This window comes from Paraburkholderia ginsengiterrae (assembly GCF_001645125.1).
GTDB lineage: Bacteria > Pseudomonadota > Gammaproteobacteria > Burkholderiales > Burkholderiaceae > Paraburkholderia > Paraburkholderia ginsengiterrae.
This window is the reverse complement of the sequence record NZ_LXKA01000098.1, coordinates 84,947-99,458: the sequence shown is the minus strand read 5'-3', so window position 1 is coordinate 99,458 and position 14,512 is coordinate 84,947. Positions and strand designations below refer to the sequence as shown.

Annotated in this window: 16 protein-coding genes; 6 read left to right on the top strand and 10 right to left on the bottom strand. The window is 61.3% G+C overall.

Annotation, left to right across the window (positions count from 1 at the left end):
* Positions 1-21 precede the first annotated feature (21 nt).
* The 6 genes from A6V37_RS41690 to A6V37_RS07325 form a co-directional block, all read right to left on the bottom strand.
* The gene (locus tag A6V37_RS41690) at positions 22-1,710 is read right to left on the bottom strand and encodes a hypothetical protein (RefSeq protein WP_131799960.1); all 1,689 of its coding nucleotides are present in this window, start codon (positions 1,708-1,710) and stop codon (positions 22-24) included.
* Positions 1,711-1,790: 80 nt separating this feature from the next.
* Positions 1,791-2,357, bottom strand: coding sequence for a hypothetical protein (locus A6V37_RS42090; RefSeq protein WP_075643425.1), 567 nt, complete (start codon positions 2,355-2,357; stop codon positions 1,791-1,793).
* Positions 2,358-2,668: 311 nt separating this feature from the next.
* Positions 2,669-3,115 (bottom strand): universal stress protein, encoded by a 447-nt coding sequence (locus A6V37_RS07340; RefSeq protein ID WP_064272446.1) that lies wholly within the window; start codon positions 3,113-3,115, stop codon positions 2,669-2,671.
* Between the two features lie 165 nt (positions 3,116-3,280).
* Positions 3,281-4,786 (bottom strand): type I glutamate--ammonia ligase, encoded by a 1,506-nt coding sequence (glnA, locus tag A6V37_RS07335; protein ID WP_064272445.1) that lies wholly within the window; start codon positions 4,784-4,786, stop codon positions 3,281-3,283.
* 81 nt (positions 4,787-4,867) lie between these two features.
* Positions 4,868-5,077 (bottom strand): hypothetical protein, encoded by a 210-nt coding sequence (locus tag A6V37_RS07330; RefSeq protein WP_064272444.1) that lies wholly within the window; start codon positions 5,075-5,077, stop codon positions 4,868-4,870.
* Positions 5,078-5,138: 61 nt separating this feature from the next.
* Positions 5,139-5,432 carry a GYD domain-containing protein gene (locus A6V37_RS07325; RefSeq protein WP_064272443.1) on the bottom strand — a complete coding sequence of 98 codons (294 nt, stop codon included), beginning with the start codon at positions 5,430-5,432 and terminating at the stop codon, positions 5,139-5,141.
* Between the two features lie 261 nt (positions 5,433-5,693).
* Here A6V37_RS07325 and A6V37_RS39895 point away from each other — a divergent pair, with 261 nt between their 5' ends.
* The 4 genes from A6V37_RS39895 to A6V37_RS07305 all read left to right on the top strand — a co-directional run bounded on the left by A6V37_RS39895 (position 5,694) and on the right by A6V37_RS07305 (position 8,487).
* Positions 5,694-6,557, top strand: a complete 864-nt coding sequence (locus A6V37_RS39895; protein ID WP_082902935.1) for a PTS sugar transporter subunit IIA — start codon at positions 5,694-5,696, stop codon at positions 6,555-6,557.
* A 229-nt stretch (positions 6,558-6,786) separates the two neighbouring features.
* Entirely contained in the window at positions 6,787-7,209 is a 423-nt protein-coding gene (locus A6V37_RS07315) for a hypothetical protein (protein WP_064272442.1), read from the top strand.
* 136 nt (positions 7,210-7,345) lie between these two features.
* Positions 7,346-7,651 carry a hypothetical protein gene (locus A6V37_RS07310; RefSeq protein WP_064272441.1) on the top strand — a complete coding sequence of 102 codons (306 nt, stop codon included), beginning with the start codon at positions 7,346-7,348 and terminating at the stop codon, positions 7,649-7,651.
* 152 nt (positions 7,652-7,803) lie between these two features.
* Positions 7,804-8,487 (top strand): type 1 glutamine amidotransferase domain-containing protein, encoded by a 684-nt coding sequence (locus A6V37_RS07305; RefSeq protein ID WP_064272440.1) that lies wholly within the window; start codon positions 7,804-7,806, stop codon positions 8,485-8,487.
* 48 nt (positions 8,488-8,535) lie between these two features.
* On the opposite strand, the gene A6V37_RS07300 is transcribed toward A6V37_RS07305, so the two are convergent.
* The 3 genes from A6V37_RS07300 to A6V37_RS07290 form a co-directional block, all read right to left on the bottom strand.
* The gene (locus tag A6V37_RS07300) at positions 8,536-9,021 is read right to left on the bottom strand and encodes a MerR family transcriptional regulator (protein WP_064272439.1); all 486 of its coding nucleotides are present in this window, start codon (positions 9,019-9,021) and stop codon (positions 8,536-8,538) included.
* 36 nt (positions 9,022-9,057) lie between these two features.
* On the bottom strand, positions 9,058-10,305 hold the full coding sequence (locus A6V37_RS07295; RefSeq protein WP_064272438.1) for a saccharopine dehydrogenase family protein: 1,248 nt from the start codon (positions 10,303-10,305) through the stop codon (positions 9,058-9,060).
* 62 nt (positions 10,306-10,367) lie between these two features.
* Entirely contained in the window at positions 10,368-11,273 is a 906-nt protein-coding gene (locus A6V37_RS07290) for a hypothetical protein (RefSeq protein ID WP_064272437.1), read from the bottom strand.
* 507 nt (positions 11,274-11,780) lie between these two features.
* Here A6V37_RS07290 and A6V37_RS07285 point away from each other — a divergent pair.
* On the top strand, positions 11,781-12,611 hold the full coding sequence (locus A6V37_RS07285; RefSeq protein ID WP_064272436.1) for an alpha/beta fold hydrolase: 831 nt from the start codon (positions 11,781-11,783) through the stop codon (positions 12,609-12,611).
* Between the two features lie 195 nt (positions 12,612-12,806).
* Positions 12,807-14,042: an NADH:flavin oxidoreductase/NADH oxidase family protein gene (locus A6V37_RS07280; RefSeq protein ID WP_064272435.1), complete on the top strand. Its 1,236-nt coding sequence runs from the start codon at positions 12,807-12,809 to the stop codon at positions 14,040-14,042.
* Between the two features lie 54 nt (positions 14,043-14,096).
* Here the strand turns inward: A6V37_RS07280 and A6V37_RS07275 are convergent, their stop codons facing one another.
* Positions 14,097-14,486 (bottom strand): DUF2471 domain-containing protein, encoded by a 390-nt coding sequence (locus A6V37_RS07275; RefSeq protein WP_064272434.1) that lies wholly within the window; start codon positions 14,484-14,486, stop codon positions 14,097-14,099.
* Positions 14,487-14,512 lie beyond the last annotated feature (26 nt).

The window sequence follows — 14,512 nt, the reverse complement described above, 5'->3', positions numbered from 1 at the left end:
TGACGGCAGCGCGACGGGCGGTCAATGATGGCCGCTCACATCGCGCGTCTCGGGTGGCTGCTCGGCGACGGGTTCAGCCGGCGGTGGCATCTGCAATTGCGTTTCGCGTTTGGCGAGCGCGGCGAGACGCTGCGCTTCCTTGCTGCTCGAATCGATGTTTAGCGCAATGCCGGCGTTGTGCGCGACGCAGTTCCAGTGCGCGATATATCCGCAGCCCCGCGCGAGACTCAGTAGTGCGTCGCGCTGCTGTTCGCGCGTGCGAACCGTCGAGCGCATGTTCAATGCGTCGCGGTTGTCCGGCTGGGCCGCGATGGCGGCTGAGAGACGCGCTTTGGTCGCCGTCAGATTGTTGGCCTGCAAATCGATGCGCGCGGCTCGGATGTGCCGCGACACGTCCACGCGCGGCTTGTCCGGCTGATTGGCTGCTGTCCTGCTGCCGGGATTACGCGCCGCTTCGGGGCTGATGGAGGCGACTGTGGCGACGTTGGCGACGGAGGTGGCGCGGCGTACAGCCGTGGGCGGAACCGGCGGGGCGCTCACGGGTGCGGGTCGCGCGGTGGCGATGGTTGTAGGCTGCTGCTGTGCAACGACAGGTGCGGGTTTTTGCGAGGCAACCGTCGAGGGCTTCGGAGCGGTCGCGGTGACGGGCGTCTGGGCGACAGTCGTTACTGGTTTCTGCGAGGCATGAGTTGCAGGTGTTTGGGTGACAGCGGCTACGGATTTCTGAGCGATAGCGGTTGCGGGCGGTTGGACGACAGCGGCTACGGATTTCTGAGCGGTAGAGGTTGCAGGCGGTTGGGCGATAGCGGTTGCGGATTTCTGGGCGATAGTGGTTGCAGGCGTTTGGGTGACAGCGGTTATGGGTTTCTGAGCGGCAGTCGTTGCAGGCGGCTGGGCGACAGCCATTACGGACTTCTGAGCGGCAGCGGTTGCAGGCGGTTGGACGACAGTGGTTACGGATTTCTGAGCGACATTAGTTGTAGGCGCATGGGCGACAGCAGTTGCGGGTTTTTGCGCGACAGTCGTTGCAGGCGGCTGGGCGACAGCCATTACGGACTTCTGAGCGAAAGTGGTTGTAGGCGCTTGGGTGACAGCCGTCGCGGGTTTCTGAGCGACAGTAGTTGCGGGCGCCTGCGCGACAGCAGTTACAGGTTTCTGAGTGATCGTCGTCACGGGTTTCTGAGCAACAGTAGTTGCAGGCTTCTGGATGCCCGCAGTGACTGGCTTCCGAGCGGCAGCAGTGACGGCCTTCTGAGGCAGCGCAGCCACCGCCTTTCCGTTTTGCTCCTGCACTTTGCCGGACACGGCGACAGGCGTGCCGACTCTCAAGTCATTGCCGTGAACGAAACCGAGATACACCGCGGACGCCGCCACCACCAGCGAAGCACCCAGCAAGAGCGGCCGCCGCAGACGCTGATGAAGCGGCGCGGGGATCACGACCGCTTCGACATCTTCAACCGTGTCGTAGACATTGACCAGCGCGCGCGACGACGGCCTCCAGATCTTGCGTGATGCCACGCGGTGTCTGGGTATCGGTGGGGAATCGTTGAATCGGACGTGCAGCACGGGAGGCTGCACGGAATGCAAGCTGAGCGAATCGTTGGTAAGCCGGAAGCACGAAGGACAGCGCGCGAAACGGCCATTCAGCGGACTACCGCAGTGTCCGCATCGGGGAGAATCGTGCCGATAGGAAGTCAAATCGCTAAGCATTGCCGTTTCGCATATGGGCGTCGAATGCCACCGCCGCCATCCAGAAAAGCCAGGCGCAGTTACTGCGCCTGGATGCCCCGTTACTGGACGACGACGTAACCCCGTGCCTGCATGCACGCACCATACGCGGCCCAATACCGCGTCATGGGCGGCTCCGGAGCCGGCAGCGGCGGCAGTTTCACGCCGGATGCCTCAGCTGTCGTCTCCGCCGTGCCGCTCCCACCCGCTGCCGATGCCGCTGTGGCGGCCGTGGCGGTGCTGGCCGGAACCGCGCTCGCCGCGTTGGGCGCTGAAGCGCCTGTCGCCGCCGTGGTCGTTGCCGCCGGCGCGCTGGCGCCAGGCGCGGCCGCGGCGGCCGGCATGCTCGCGCCCGGCGGCATGGCAGAAAAGGTGCTGGACGGCAAGGGTGGCCGCGACGGCGCGCCGGTCGATGACGCGTGGGTAGCAGCCGGTTTGCGTGGCGGAATCTGCGATTCGCGAACGATGTTAACCTTGCTTTCCTTGGTTGCCGCGGCGAAGCAGGTTGCGTTGTCAATGCTGCGCTGATAGGGGCCCTGACTTCTGACCGGATAGGTGAGCGGCTGCCATGCGAAGGCAGCACTGCTAATTACGGCCAATGTCAGTACGGCATATGTTTTGATTTGCATCGCAGTCGCTCCCGCAGCGATGTTTCGCCTCTCGTAGGCAATAGCGCTTCGCGGTGTGTTCTGATTGCTGACGATTCTGCCGCGCAATGGCGGCTCACTGTCGCGAAGGCTGCTTTCCTCAGCGTAACACTGTGTATGGTCAGCGCAATACACGGTCATAGCGCGCGAAACCGCCATCCTGCAGTCGAATCAGGACACAACGTCGTGAAATGGCGACAAACTCAAGGAATACCCTTGGGCGTTGCCGCCACGCCGAACTTGATGAAGCGAGCGCGCTTCATTGCTCTCAATCTCCTCGCAGAAGCGCCGCATTACGCCGGCTGCCGAACAACGAGCACCGGGATCTGACTGTGCGTGAGGACCTTCTGGGTCTCGCTGCCCAGCAAAAGCGCGCGCATGCCGCTTCGACCGTGGGACGCCATGACGATGAGATCGCACTCCTGTTCATCGGCGACGTTGATGATCGCGTCGTACGGATGGGCGCGGTTTGTGGCAATCGTATTGCATTCGACACCTGCCTGTGCCGCCGCCTTGGTGATGACCGCGAGATAGTCGTCCGCATGGTGCCGGGCGGCCTGAATGACGCGGTCTTCGTTGTCCGCGATCATTTCGGTGCCGTACGCGAGCACCCGGAATTCAGGGATGACGTGGAGCCCCGTCACCTTGGCGCCGCTTTCCGCCGCGAGTTTCACCGCGAGTTGAATGGCGGCCTTGGAGAGCGCCGAGCCGTCGGTCGGTACCAACAGATGTTTGAACATGTGAATCTCCCCGCGGCGGAACCCGTTCGGGTCGACGTCCTGTTTGGGGGCTACCGCCTGAGCCAGGCCCACCTGAAGTAAAGGTGACCGCTTTAATTATAGTCACCCGGATACAGGGGCGGGAGCGCACCTGTGCGCGCGATCACGGCCGGCCAGCCCCTCGTTTCAGGTATCGAAGTACAGGTAGAACTCCCAGGGATGCGGGCGCAGTTTGATCGTATCGATTTCGCGTGTGCGCTTGTAGTTGATCCACGTCTGAATCACGTCGTCGGTGAAAACGTCGCCTTTGCGCAAAAAGCCGGAGTCGGCTTCCAGTGCCGCGAGCGCCGCCTCGAGCGAGCCTGGCACCTGCCGGATGGTGCTCGCTTCTTCGGGCGAAAGGTCGTAAATGTTGCGGTCGAGCGGGTCGCCCGGATCGGTCCGGTTTTCGATTCCATCGAGGCCCGCCATCAGCATCGCCGCGAAAGCCAGGTAAGCATTAGCCGATGGATCCGGGCATCGGAATTCGACCCGCCGCGCGCCCGGCGAATCCGAGTACATCGGAATGCGCGCCGCAGCGGAACGGTTGCGCTGCGACATCGCGAGATTGACGGGCGCCTCGTATCCCGGCACCAGACGCTTGTAGGAGTTTGTTGTCGGCGCACAAAAGGCCATCAGCGCGGGGGCATGCTGCAGCAGGCCGCCGATGTACCAGCGGCACAAGTCCGAGGTGAGTGCCCAGCCGTTGGCGTCGTAAAAGAGATTCTGATCGTCTCGCCACAGGCTCTGGTGACAATGCATGCCGCTGGCGTTGTCGGCGAACAGCGGCTTCGGCATGAAAGTCGCCACTTTCCCGTGGCGGCGCGCGACGTTCTTGCAGACGTACTTGTAGATCATCACGTTGTCGGCCATCCGGGTGAGCGCGGCAAACCGCATGTCGATTTCGTTCTGCCCGGCGGTCGCGACTTCATGGTGATGCACTTCGATCTGTATGCCGGCTTGCTGCAGTGCGAGCGTGATCTCCGAGCGGATCTCCTGGAGCGTGTCGTGAGGCGGAACCGGAAAATAGCCCTCCTTGTAGCGCTGTTTGTAGCCGAGATTGCCGCCGCCGTACGCACCCTCGTCGCGTCCGGTGGTCCAGTCGCCTTCGGCGGACTCGACGTAGTAGAAGCCGCAATGCTGGTCCTGCCCGAAGCGGATCGAGTCGAAGATGAAGAACTCGAGCTCGGGACCGATATAGCACGTCGTGCCGATTCCGGTCTGACACAGATAGTTCTCCGCCTTTTTCGCGACGTAGCGTGGATCGCGCGAATACGGCTGCTGCAAGACCGGATCGACCACGTCGCAGATGAGCGACAGCGTGGGCGTTTCGCAAACCGGATCGACGAAGGCCGTGGCCGGATCGGGCCTGAGCAGCATGTCCGATTCGTGGATCTCCTGGAAGCCGCGAATCGACGAGCCGTCGAAACCGATCCCCGCGTCAAACAGGTCAGGGTGAACCTCAGGCAGGGTGATCGAGAAGTGCTGCCAGAGTCCGGGCAGGTCGGTGAATTTCAGATCGACGATCTGAATATTATTGCTCTGCAACAGGCCGATCACATCGCTCGCGCTTGCGGGTCGAGTCACGCTGTAACTGCCTGCTTCGACGGATACCTCGAACGGTAATCCGGAAGCCTTGTGCGTTGTGGACATTGACGTCCTCCTCTGGCGGCCCTTTGCCCCCGTTCCAGCTGTAGTCGGCTTGCGCGCGAAAACAGGAAGGCGCAGGTGTGCCTACCGGTCTGCCGCCAGCCCTTTCAGGTAGGCATCGCCGGCGTCCTGAGCCGCGGCGCGCATGGCGAACGTCTCGTCCGAAACGAGCGAGCGTTTGACCTTTTGTGCGCCAAAGTCGACCAGCGTAATGACCCAGACATACGAACCCGACTGCTCGGCCGTTTGCACGAATGCGCGCACGTCTTCGCCGTCGTTTGCTTGAGCGTTCATAGTGACCTCGTGAAATTGAGTCGCGGAAAGCACACGGTTCGCGTGCCGATGATTGCGTGAGTCAGGCGACCTTGCTGACGATCGCGCTGAATTCGTCCTTCGTGAAAGCACGCAGCGTTTGCGTGCGGACATTTCCCGCGGACCCGAGTGCGTAGCCGAAGGCCGCGAAGCTTTGTTCATCCGGTGCGTCGACGAGCGTAACAATGTCATATTGGCCAACCGTCCAATAGATCTCTCTCATTTCACAGCCAAACGACTTGGCCAATTCCGCTGCCATACCTGCGCGCTGCGGGCTGGCTTTGACATTGCGAATACCTTGATCGGTGAATTGAGCAAGCACCACATAAGTTGCCATGACGATTCCCCTTACGGTTGACACGGGTAGGAATTCACACGCGCAAGCTCCAGCGCGAACGCTACGGCGATCGTGCTGCTCGAAAGTGTTTTGCGCGTAACCTGAGTGTAGGCAATGGAATCGCTTGCTACCGGCTGATTGGCTGCCCGTGAGGTCGGTTCGGGTTACGTCGTCTGCTCGGGTTGGCGACCGGCGGCAATTTTTACGCCAAGTTGATGGCGATCCGGTTAACCTGATAACAGATAACGCACAGGAGCCGCCATGACCCGCGCGCTGGTTGGTCTACGGACCCTTCTCGGAATGGGTAAAACGCCGCCCGACGGCCGCTCGCGGGCGGCGCCCAGCCGCAACGTCATGATGCGCGTCACTCTGGACGCGCAGCACGCCACGCCGTTGCGCCAGGCGCTGATCCGGGACTGTGGCGATCAGCAATGGACCATTCGCGTCGCACCACTGCACGGAACGGGCCGCGTGCGGCTATCGCTCTATCTGCCGAGGGAAGCAGTCAACGGTGCGATTCAACGGCTCGCGCATCTGGCGCCGGCCGCCGAAATGGGACAGTTGCTTGAAATCCCCGCCGCGCCGACAGACGCGTGGCGGGATCTGATGGATGGTGAGCCGCACGCGCGCGCCGACAGCGTTGAAGCGGCCGAAAAAGGGAGCACCCTCGCGCAACTGCTTGCACCGCGTCACGTTCTGCTGGGTCTGGAAGCGGCCGACCGGGAGACACTGTTCACGCAGTTCGGACAGTTCTTCGAGCAGGACTATGGGCTCCCCGCTGCGGACGTCACCGCCGGGCTCGCGGCACGTGAAGCGCTGGGCTCGACCGGCCTCGGCCAGGGCGTGGCAGTTCCACACGGTCAGATACGAACGCTGCGCCAGGCCATGGCTTTTTATGTCCGTCCCGCGAAGCCGGTTCCGTTCGATGCGCCAGATGGCAAACCGGTGAGCGACGTGGTTGTTCTGCTCGTTCCGGAATGGGCGAACAGCACGCATTTGCGGCTGCTGGCCGATGTTGCGCAGCGCTTCTGCGATCACCGGTTCCGCGAGTTGCTGCACGGTTGTCTCGATCAGCGAGCCGTATGTCAGTTGTTCGCGAGCTATGAAGAGGCGGACGGTGCGTAGAGCGGCGATTCAGCCAGTCCAACGGGCTTTATCTAAAGAATCGCTCACGCATGCCGTTATGCATTTGCGTAAGCCCGCACGTTAGCAATCGAATACGCTCACACGGCAATGTCCAAAGTGTTTGGCGAGTTCGGCAGCGGTTCTAACGACCGGCTGCAGACCGTCTATTCATGGATGAACCATGCCACGCCACGACACTTCGAGCCTCCGATATACATGTGCCGGGATCATGCTGGTTGCGATTTCCAGCCTGGTCAGCGGCTGCAGCGACGGCATATCGGAGACCGACGTCGCATTCGTTACCGCCGGGACGCCGCCTCAATTCATCACCATGCGCATGTACGGCGCCGCTCCGGATAACGTTGCTCCGAACAGCGGCAAAGCGCATATCTCGGGGGGGCTTCGCCAGGGATGTCAGGCGATCATCCGCGCCGGCAGCCGCGAGGTGCGCGAGACCGTGATTCTCGAGGACGAGCCGGGTGCTTCGTTCGATCTCGATGCCATTCGGACGGAGGACGGATGGAAAGTTACGACGGAGGGACTCACGCCGCCGAGCACCGATCCCGTCGGTTTCCGCACGCGGTTCACGCACTGCGTGAACGCGATCCGGGACAAGTATGCGGCCGAACCGGAAAAGGCGCCGTTCAGCTAACCAGGACGCAAGCCATCGGTTATTGCGATCGACTCCGCACCAACGCGCGGGGAGTGTTGGCGAGGTCACAAAACTAACACTGGAGATCTCTTATGCTTGAGCGGTTCTTTTACAGCCGCAGGCAAGGAGAACGACCATGCGCATGCTTCTCAACGTACGATTTCCCCACGAGCCCTTCAACGCTTTTGTGCGCGACGGCACGATCGGGGAACTGATAGCGAAGATACTTGAAGAGACGAAACCGGAAGCGGCGTATTTTACTGAGCAAAACGGCGGGCGCGGAGCCGTGCTCATCATCAACCTCGATGATCCGTCGCAGATTCCCTCATTTGCGGAGCCGTTCTTTCTCAAGTTCAACGCCGACTGCGAGTTTCGCGTCGTGATGCTCCCGGCAGACCTGGCGAAATCCGGCTTGGAGACGATCGGGTCGAAGTGGAGCTAGCAGGCGCCGCCGCTGGCATGTGACGCCGAAGCCAAGCCATTAAAACCCCTTGACCTTCAGCTTTACTTCAACGTTATGGTTGTGACTGCCGGACGAGTCGTAGCGACCCGTCCGCGTCATCATTCGTTGGTAGAGGAAAAGGGATTTTCGACATGACCAAGCGCATTCTTCACGTCGTCAGCAACGTCGCCAACTATGCCGACCAGGCTGAGCCGACCGGCCTGTGGCTATCCGAGTTGACACATGCATGGCATGTCTTTGCCGGGAAAGGGTATGAGCAGCGCCTCGTGAGTCCAAAGGGCGGTGTTTCCCCTCTGGAACCTCGCTCGCTCAAGTGGCCGCTTGCCGATGCTTCCGTCAAGGAGTGGCTGGCGGATAAGGAACGTCAGACGCTTTTATCGACCACTGCCCGACCCGATCAGATCGATCCGGCGGACTTCGATGCGATCTATTTCACCGGCGGCCACGCCGTCATGTGGGACTATCCCGATGATGCGGGCCTGCAACGGCTCACACGCGACATCTACGAGCGCGGCGGAATCGTCTCGTCGGTCTGCCACGGCTATTGCGGCCTGCTCAACACGCCACTGTCGGACGGCAAGCTGCTGGTCGCGGGGCGCCGGGTCACCGGTTATTCGTGGGTGGAGGAGGTGCTGGCCGGAGTCGCCAAAAAAGTGCCCTACAACGCCGAAGAGGAGATGGTCCGACGCGGTGCGCGCTACGAGAAAGCCTTGCTGCCGTTCGTCTCCAAGGTCGTGACCGATGGTCGCCTCGTGACCGGCCAGAATCCGCAATCGGCCAAGGCGACGGCCGAGCAGGTCGCGGCACTGCTCTGATCGACGGCAGGGGGCCAACGCGGCAGTGTTGCGCAGGCTCCGAATCGACTATTTGCCGGACCTGGCCGGTCGGCGCCGGGTTGCCTTGCGAAGTGTTGTGACGTCGCTGGTAGCGAGAACCGGGCTTTCCAGTTCCCCTGACCGTAACCGCGATAGCACTCTCTTCGCATTGGTGGCGCAGTCAATTTCCGCGGGTTTCGCCTCGATCTCCGCCAGAAGCGCGACGAGATGCGCCTTGCTTTGCGCAAGCCGCATCTCCAGCGCCTCGATGTCCTGCACCTTGCTGCGCAGCGTGTCGACCAGCGAGCCATGCTGCCACTGCGCAAGATCGGGCGGCAGCAGCGTGCGAATCTCGTCGAGACTGAAACCGGCCTGCTGCGCACCCGTAATCAGGTTGAGCAACAGCACGGTTTGACTCGGATAGGTCCGGTAGCCGTTCGACTCACGCTCGACCTTCAGCAGGCCGATGTCTTCGTAGAAACGGATGCGCGAAGGGGCAAGGCCCGTGCGCTCCGCCAGTTCGCCGATTTTCATGGTTCGGATACTCCTTGGCCTGAATTGATCTGACCATCAACTTAACAGCTCGAAACGCAAACCCGCATAGCGCGTCAGACGCTCGATGAAGCGTTCGTCGAACATCGTGGCAGGTGTCCAGAAGCCGCCGGCACGCCCAGTCTTGATACCGTCCTCGACGTGATCCATTGCGAGACTGATCGCCGCCTGGCCCAGCATCCTGCTAGTCGAGCCGTACCCCGGATCGCGATCCCCGGTGACTTTCACACGCAAGGTGTGCCCGTCGTCGGTTCGACCGAAGAAACGCAGATCGTAGCAACCGGCTAACTGTGCCTCAGGGCTGGGACCTTCACCGGGTTTGGGCAACAGGAAGCGTTCCATCAGGCGGCGTATGGGGCTCATGACGATACCCGCCATGAATGCACCGAGACCGGCTACGATCGCGAGCGCTCGCAGGCGGCCTTTGACGCCTGTTCCTGTCAATATGGCTTCGTCATAGGTGAACTGACTGCCATAGGCCTTGCCCGACAGAGCATTGGAGCGGTGAACCACGCGCTCGTTGATAGCCGCCATGACGAAGGGGGCGATCCATGCTTCGAAGTCGGTATCGAATTCCGCCGATTTGACAAAATGCTGGCGCGCCTTGAAGTCGTGACCTTGGGAGCAGAGGGCATAGGGATCAAGCAGTTGCTTGCGCAAGGACGGATCGGCCGCGGCTTCCTGGACCACGTTGATGACGCTGGCGACCGTGCCGCCCGATGCGCCGCCCTTGAGCGTTTTGATACGCATCTTGACGCGGGTGGCCGGGGCATTCCATAGCCGCCTCGCCTGTTGCTGCAGGAACCAGACGCCCATGTCCGAAGGTATCGAGTCGAAGCCACAGCAATGAACGATGCGTGCGCCCGATTGCTGTGCGGTGGACTCGTATTTCCCGACCATCTTCCTGATCCACTGTGTTTCGCCAGTGAGGTCGCAGTAGTCCGTGCCTGTTTCCGCGCACACCTTGATCAGCGGTTCGCCATAGAGGGCGTAAGGGCCGACGGTGGACACCACCACGCGGGTCTGTGCGCACAGGGCTCGCAACTGGGTTTCGCTGGCAGAGTCGGCGACGATGATGGGCAGGGATTGCCCCGCCGCGCCCAGCGAGCGCTTGAGCTCTTCGAGCTTCGTCATGGATCGGCCCGCAATGGCCCAGCGCAAGGTTTCGGTCTGACTGGCGAAGTGTTCGGCCAGGTATCGCGTCAGGATCTGGCCGACAAAGCTGGTGGCGCCAAACACGACAACGTCATAGTCCGGAGCGGTCATGAACGTTTTCCTCACGGGTTTATTGTTTTGGGCGGCTGGAAATCACGCGTTCTGGTTTGCGTTCAAGCACAGTCGAAAGCCTTTAACGGCGTTGGCAGATTCAGAACCACCTGCGCGTCCTTGACCACGTCCAGACGAACGATGGTCGAGGCACCCAACCCGTCGAGCAATTGGCTCAGCGGGCCGCCACTGCGCAACAGCTTCACGTCTCGCGGGAACAGGCGCTGAGCGAACGAGAGCGTGTTGGTTTGAACCGTGGCCTGATGCCATTGTCCGTCGACCAGATTGATCATGGTGGACGTCCCCATATGGGATTGGGGCGCGACATTGCGCAGGGCCGGAAGCGGCGCACTCAGGGTCAGGTCCGGCGTGCCACTGGGGCCGGCTATATGGGCCCTTACATCGGCACCGATGCTCATGCCGATCTCCGTGCACCACTTGGGCAACTGGTAGCCGTACACCCCGCGTACCCGTGCAATTTCCGTGGTGACGGGCAACGCAAGCACATGTGCGTGGAAACTGCGGCGGCGCATGGAATCGAGCAGTTCCAGCGTGTGGGAACCTCGCGCGCCGGGGCGGCGGATCACCACTGCAACGGAGACTTCGTCGTAGGGATCGTTATCGCAAACGGCGTACGAAAAGAAGGTCAGCGCCACCAGCCCATAACCCGGGAATGCCCGCAAAGGTTCGAGCGGTGCCGGCAGCATCGCGCGCAGCCTGGCGAGCGGAGCCAGAAAGAGCAGCTGGATATTGCTGGTGCGGTAGTAGAAGTTGGGCGCCCACGTCGGGCCTACTCGCGATTCGACCAGATGCTTCGGTATCCTGCGAAAGTAGTCGATGTTCCCCGCGGCGGGATCCCGAGCCACTTCATCGAGGTTTGGGTTCATCCGGAAACGGTCATAGTACCCGCCTGCGGGTACGTCGACTTTGTGCGGTCCGAAATCGACCTGTGTAAACCGCCTATCCATGTTCGTTGACCTTTCTCGATGAATATCCCGCCACGCGGTGCCTGAGGCATGCCGGTCAACAGCCGGCTATCAGCACTTTAAGGTTGAACTCAACTTGAAGGTCAAGCGTCCAGATATGGATAGTGGAGGTTCGCTTCTAATGCGGCCGCTCGTGCGCGTTTATTCTGGTTTAGCTCGTGGCGAGGCAAGGGTCGCGGAGCTTCGTCCGTTCGCCGATTTTCATACGGCATCTGAAAAAAGCATTGACACTAACCTTAACTTTAATCCTACAGTGTTTGTCGGTTCGGCGAGAAATCAGGCGAACCGGTTCGGCGGGGAACACCGCTTCGCGGGTCGCGTATTCCGAAGTGCGCCGCTAACGCGCCGCATGTAGGAGCGCCTTCCCGGCCATATTCACCTCAGGTTATTTACCCCTTTTGAAAAGGAGCTGGGCTCGACTGCCGGGCGGTAACTGTCACGATTCACATCACTGATTGAAAGCTCACGCATTACTCAGGAGAATCAAACATGGCATATGTGACGACGAAGGATGGCGTTGACATCTTCTACAAAGACTGGGGGCCACGGGATGCGCAGGTGATTTTCTTTCATCACGGCTGGCCGCTAAGCGCCGACGACTGGGATGCCCAGATGCTGTTTTTTCTGGCGCAAGGCTATCGGGTCGTCGCGCATGACCGTCGCGGCCACGGGCGCTCCAGTCAGGTCTGGGATGGGCATGACATGGACCACTATGCCGATGATGTGGCAGCAGTCGTGAACCACCTTGGCGTGCAGAAGGCCATTCATGTGGGCCACTCCACGGGCGGCGGCGAGGTGATCCACTATGTCGCGCGACATGGGGAGGACCGCGTTTCCAAGGCGGTGCTCATCAGTGCGGTCCCGCCGCTCATGGTCAAGACGGAGAGCAATCCAGGCGGTCTCCCCAAGCAGGTCTTCGACGACCTCCAGGCGCAGCTCGCGGCGAATCGCGCGCAGTTCTATTACGACGTTCCGGCCGGCCCTTTCTACGGCTATAACCGCCCAGGTGCGACACCGTCGCAAGGCGTGATCTGGAACTGGTGGCGGCAGGGCATGATGGGTAGCGCCAAGGCCCACTATGACGGCATCGTCGCCTTCTCGCAGACGGACTTCACCGAAGACCTTAAAAGCACCACGATTCCCGTACTGGTGATGCATGGCGACGACGATCAGATCGTTCCTTATGCAGACTCCGGTCTCCTGTCGGCGAAGCTGGCCAGGAACAGCACGCTGAAGACATACGCGGGCTTCCCGCACGGCATGCCCACCTCCAATGCCGAAACGATCAACGCAGATTTGCTAGCGTTCGTGCGAAGCTGATAGTCACGGGCGTCGGAAGGTTTGCCTTCCGGCGCTCGCCTGCCTTCGTATAGGGGTTCATCAAGTCACACTGCGAAACGCTCGAGCGTTGAGCGAATTGCCGTTTGTACAGCGAGCATTTCACCTCACAAAGGGTATTGACATTAAAGTTGACTTCAACCTTAAAGTCGAACCACGATCAAACGAGGTGAACCCATGAACGTGTTCGACGAGTTGGCACTACCCAACGGGTCAACGATTCCCAACCGCATCGCCAAGGCCGCCATGGAAGAGAACATGGCCGATGCGGACCATGCACCGTCCGAGCAACTGATGCGTCTCTATCAGGCGTGGGCGGATGGCGGCGCGGGGCTGCTGATTACCGGTAACGTGATGGTGGACAGCCGCGCGATGACGGGCCCAGGGGGCGTGGTGCTCGAAGACGACAGGCACCTCGACGAGTTCAGGCGTTGGGCGCGGATCGGTCGATCCAAGGGGGCGCAATTCTGGTTGCAGATCAATCATCCCGGTCGCCAGATGCGGGCTAATCTCGGGCAGCGGACCTGGGCACCCTCGGCGGTACCGTTGGCTCTGGGCAAGATGTCCAGGCATTTCAACACGCCTCATGCGATGACGCGGGAAATCATCGAGGATGTTATTCAGCGCTTTGCCCGCACCGCTCGGTTGGGAGAGCTGGCCGGATTTACCGGCGTCGAAATCCACGCAGCGCACGGCTATCTGCTAAGCCAGTTTCTTTCGCCTCTCACGAATCAGCGGACGGATGAATGGGGCGGCTCGCTCGAGAATCGTGCACGCCTGTTGCTGGCGATCGTCAAGGCCGTTCGCGCGGTGGTTTCTCCCGAGTTCGCCGTGGCCGTTAAGCTGAATTCCGCCGATTTCCAGCGCGGCGGCTTCAGTGCGGATGACGCCCGTCAGGTGGTGAGGCTGCTCAACGAATTGGCCGTTGATCTGGTTGAGTTGTCGGGCGGGAGCTATGAGGCCCCCGCCATGCAGGGAGACGCGCGTGACGGCCGCACGCTTGCCCGTGAAGCCTACTTCGTTGAGTTCGCCCGCGACATCCGGACGGTAGCGAGGATGCCCGTGATGGTGACCGGCGGCATTCGCCGCCGTCCTGTTGCCGAACACGTGATCAGGAGCGGGGTCGACATGGTGGGTATCGGAACGGCCCTGGCGATCGATCCGAATCTGCCGCGTGAATGGCGTGGCGGCAAGGAGAATGCGCCGGCGCTCTTGCCGATTACCTGGAAGAACAAGCCTTTGGCTTCCCTCGCCAACATGGCTGCCGTCAAGTTTCAGTTGCGCAGACTGAGTCAGGGCAAGACGCCCAATCCGAGCGTGTCGCCATTGCGAGCGCTGATTCTGCAACAGGTGGCTGATGTGGCGCGCACGCGCGAATACCGGCGCTGGATGATGCAGCAGGCGAAAACCTGATAGCCGGCAGTAGCGCCGGGTGAGCCATGCAGCGCCTCGCCGTGGCCGGTGCCTCTACGCGGTGGCGTCGGCCTGTACCAATGCGCGCACGAGCAGATACACGGCCGGCAAGTCGTCGTCGTCACGTCGCCAGTCGACGGGTTCGTCGAGATCTATCCCGGACAAACGGCTGTCCCCAAACCGGACGAACGTCGAGCGCACTGTGTCATCGTGTCGCGCCCGGAATCCGCGATTCTCAAAGACCTGTTCGTCGATTGTCTGCAGCGTGCGCCAGGTCGGTGATTGCGCGCCATTTGAGTATTGCCGGCGACCATTGTTGAGGTAACGGCCTGCGACCGTAGCGATGATCTGCTGGAGGTCGAGCGACGCGCTGCGAAGTGCGCGTTCGGGAGCGACAGGATGGGTGTCGTGGACATCCATATCAAGAGCGGAATCGTTAATCATATTGTTATCTCCTGGGGACTCGCGGC

Excerpts from the sequence above, each read along its gene's own strand:
- A6V37_RS07285 (WP_064272436.1), top strand. The coding sequence starts at position 11,781 with ATGGCATATGTGACGACGAAGGATGGCGTTGACATCTTCTACAAAGAC.
- A6V37_RS07330 (WP_064272444.1), bottom strand. The coding sequence starts at position 5,077 with ATGAACGCTCAAGCAAACGACGGCGAAGACGTGCGCGCATTCGTGCAA.
- A6V37_RS07315 (WP_064272442.1), top strand. The coding sequence starts at position 6,787 with ATGCTGGTTGCGATTTCCAGCCTGGTCAGCGGCTGCAGCGACGGCATA.
- A6V37_RS07340 (WP_064272446.1), bottom strand. The coding sequence starts at position 3,115 with ATGTTCAAACATCTGTTGGTACCGACCGACGGCTCGGCGCTCTCCAAG.
- A6V37_RS42090 (WP_075643425.1), bottom strand. The coding sequence starts at position 2,357 with ATGCAAATCAAAACATATGCCGTACTGACATTGGCCGTAATTAGCAGT.
- glnA (WP_064272445.1), bottom strand. The coding sequence starts at position 4,786 with ATGTCCACAACGCACAAGGCTTCCGGATTACCGTTCGAGGTATCCGTC.
- A6V37_RS07310 (WP_064272441.1), top strand. The coding sequence starts at position 7,346 with ATGCGCATGCTTCTCAACGTACGATTTCCCCACGAGCCCTTCAACGCT.
- A6V37_RS07325 (WP_064272443.1), bottom strand. The coding sequence starts at position 5,432 with ATGGCAACTTATGTGGTGCTTGCTCAATTCACCGATCAAGGTATTCGC.
- A6V37_RS41690 (WP_131799960.1), bottom strand. The coding sequence starts at position 1,710 with ATGCTTAGCGATTTGACTTCCTATCGGCACGATTCTCCCCGATGCGGA.
- A6V37_RS07290 (WP_064272437.1), bottom strand. The coding sequence starts at position 11,273 with ATGGATAGGCGGTTTACACAGGTCGATTTCGGACCGCACAAAGTCGAC.
- A6V37_RS07295 (WP_064272438.1), bottom strand. The coding sequence starts at position 10,305 with ATGACCGCTCCGGACTATGACGTTGTCGTGTTTGGCGCCACCAGCTTT.
- A6V37_RS07280 (WP_064272435.1), top strand. The coding sequence starts at position 12,807 with ATGAACGTGTTCGACGAGTTGGCACTACCCAACGGGTCAACGATTCCC.
- A6V37_RS39895 (WP_082902935.1), top strand. The coding sequence starts at position 5,694 with ATGACCCGCGCGCTGGTTGGTCTACGGACCCTTCTCGGAATGGGTAAA.
- A6V37_RS07300 (WP_064272439.1), bottom strand. The coding sequence starts at position 9,021 with ATGAAAATCGGCGAACTGGCGGAGCGCACGGGCCTTGCCCCTTCGCGC.
- A6V37_RS07305 (WP_064272440.1), top strand. The coding sequence starts at position 7,804 with ATGACCAAGCGCATTCTTCACGTCGTCAGCAACGTCGCCAACTATGCC.
- A6V37_RS07275 (WP_064272434.1), bottom strand. The coding sequence starts at position 14,486 with ATGATTAACGATTCCGCTCTTGATATGGATGTCCACGACACCCATCCT.